Below are 2,470 nucleotides of genomic sequence, written 5' to 3'. Positions count from 1 at the left end.
CCCCTCTCGCCTGGGGCTGTCGATCGTCATCGTGATCAGCAGCCGGTCCGGCTCGGCCTCCACCCGCAGGATGCAGACGCTGGCCTGCCTGGCTCGCTTGCCCACCGAGCTCACCTCGCCGGGCGACGGGTCATGAGGTAGATGGCCTCCGGGCCATCGACGACGGCCGGGAACACGCCGACGGGCGTCCCAGGTTCGCCCAGCCCCAGCCGCGTGGCCAGCGCGCGGGCGCGGGCGGCCATCAGCGGCTCTCGTTCGGCGTCCGAGGTCGTGACCACCATGTCGGCCAGGCGCCCGCCGTCCCGGGTCACGGCTTCCCTGATCGACGCCATCGCCTGATCGTCGTCCGCCGGCGCCCATCCCTGTCCCGGGAAGCTGAGCTCGGTGACCGCGGGCAGGGCGGCCGTGTCCGCCACCCTGTTCAGGTACCGGCCACGGAACGATGGCGCTTCCACTACGTGCACGGCGACACTCGCGTGCTCCTCGGGTGCCGGCGCGGGAACCTCGTCCGCTGCGAGAACCTCGTCCGCTTCGGACGCCTCGTGAGCCGCGGCTTCCTCGTTGGCCGCTGCGGAGACTTCGTCCCCTTCGGGTCCGTTGTCGGTCGCTGGCGGTTCACCACCCGGGGCCTGCGGTCGCTCGCCGGGGACCCGTTCGAAGCCGGCCCACTCGATCCGCGGCGACCGGACGAAGGCCACCCAGCCGTACCTGGAGGTCGTGACCGCGGGCAGGTCAGCCGGAATGCCTGGGACGAGGATCTGCACCACGGGCCCCTTCTCGGCGTGGGCGGCCAGCGGGATGCGGTCCAGGTGCTGGGCGAGCGCCACCGCGCTCAGCGCCACGTCGGCGCTGCACAGCTCCACGCTCAGCTGCACCGCGCCCTGGAAGATGACTTCGAGCCAGCGCACAAGCTGCGCCACCGTCTTGACGCCCTCGCCGAGTCCGGACGGCAGCGGCAGGAAGCCCGCCGGCGGTAGCTCGACGAACCGTGACGGCAGCGGGTTCTTGGCGTCAACGGCCTCGCGGGCGAGCTGGTCAGTGAACTGCAGCACCTGGGCGGTGAACACCGGCCGGGGCCGCAGCCCCAGGTGGTTGTGCCAGGCCGTATCGGGCGGGGAGAGCAGCCGGTCCCTGCGGGCACTCCACACGTCAAGCACCCACTTGCCGTCGATCCACGCCAGGAGCCCGAGGGGGACCCCGGCCGGTCCGGCGGTGGACTCCGGCGCCGCGCCCGCCCAGGGCCGGCCGCCTAGGCCGGGCACGGCCGTCCCCGGCCCTGAGGGCGTCAGCCACGGGTCGCCGTCCTGGCGCTCCAGGTCGAAATAGGCGCTGACCAGCGCGCTGAGCAGCCGTCGGGTGGGCCGCGTGTTGACCCAGGGCCCCCACAGCGTTTGCGCGCGGACCCGTAGCTGCACGGCGTCATCGCGCCACGGCTGGATCTGCGGTTGCGGCCCGCAGGGGGTCGCGCAGACCGCGGAGTACAGCGGCTCGCTCCCGGCCGGGATCGGCTCGGCCGCGATGACCTCGACGATCCAGATCCGGCCGGGCTCGGACCGGGCTAGTCCGCTTAGGTCCGCCTCGAGCCGGGCCAGGCTCTGCAGCGGCCGCCCGGACGGATCGATGGCAAGCCCGGCGGTGGCACCGACGACCTGCCCGGCCGGATCCAGGTCGAGCGTGTAACCGTAGACCACCCCCGGCCCGCCCCCGATGCCGTTGGCCAGGGACAGGTCGCGGGCGTAGTCCTCGATTTGCCGCAGGTGCTCGGCCCGGAGGAACAGCCCGTCCGTCGGCTCGAGCCTGCGGATGCCGGAGGCGGCCGCCGCCGAGGAGACGCTGTCCAGGCTCGGGTCGCCGCCGGCCCCGGTGGCGGGTGCCTTCGTGTTCAGGACCTTGGCCATCATGACTCCTCAAGCTCGCGCAGCGCGCCCGTGAGCATGATCACCGCGTCATGCCCGTCGTGGCGGCCGCCTGGCGGCCCGCCCCATACCCCGGCCAGCGGTGCCGCCGGCTCGGTCCCGCATGCCGGCGTGGGCCCGGTGCCCTTGACCATCATCCGCACCACCTCGTTCTGCGGGCGGCCGGCCAGCCGGACGACAAGGTGCGACTCCTCCGCGTCGAAGTGCACCGACTCCACGTCCTCCTCGACCCACCCGCGCGCCGACAGGGAGTGCACCGTGACGGCGCGGCGGAGGGAGCCGGCCGCGAGCGCCCCGGTGACCGGCACCCGGTAGGACTGCTCCGCGTCATCCCACCTGACTCGGTCGGCGTGCACCCGGGGCCCTTCGACCGCCTCGCGGTCAGGCTCGGGCTCGTGGTGCTGGCGCTCAGGCTCGTGGCGCTGGCGCTCGTCGTCCCGCTCGAGCAGGCAGGCCGCCAGGGCGCACAGCAGCTCGGTGATCGTCTCGGTGGGCAGCAGCACGCGCCTGCAGCAGTCGTCCAGCCGGACGTCCTCGATCGTGGTGCAGCCGTT

At 73.6% G+C, this 2,470-nt stretch carries 2 protein-coding genes; both read right to left on the bottom strand.

The features are described 5' to 3' along the window. Nucleotides 1-110: 110 nt before the first annotated feature. Nucleotides 111-1,898, bottom strand: a complete 1,788-nt coding sequence (locus tag VF825_RS18435; RefSeq protein WP_331116111.1) for a hypothetical protein — start codon at nucleotides 1,896-1,898, stop codon at nucleotides 111-113. Next, a partial coding sequence (locus tag VF825_RS18430; protein ID WP_331116109.1) for a hypothetical protein occupies nucleotides 1,898-2,470 on the bottom strand: 573 nt, incomplete at its 5' end. The genes VF825_RS18430 and VF825_RS18435, both read right to left, overlap by 1 nt.

Source organism: Oryzihumus sp., from assembly GCF_036391795.1.
Classification (GTDB): Bacteria; Actinomycetota; Actinomycetes; order Actinomycetales; family Dermatophilaceae; genus Oryzihumus.
The sequence above is the reverse complement of the archived record's forward strand: the minus strand, read 5'-3'. Positions and strand labels throughout refer to the sequence as shown.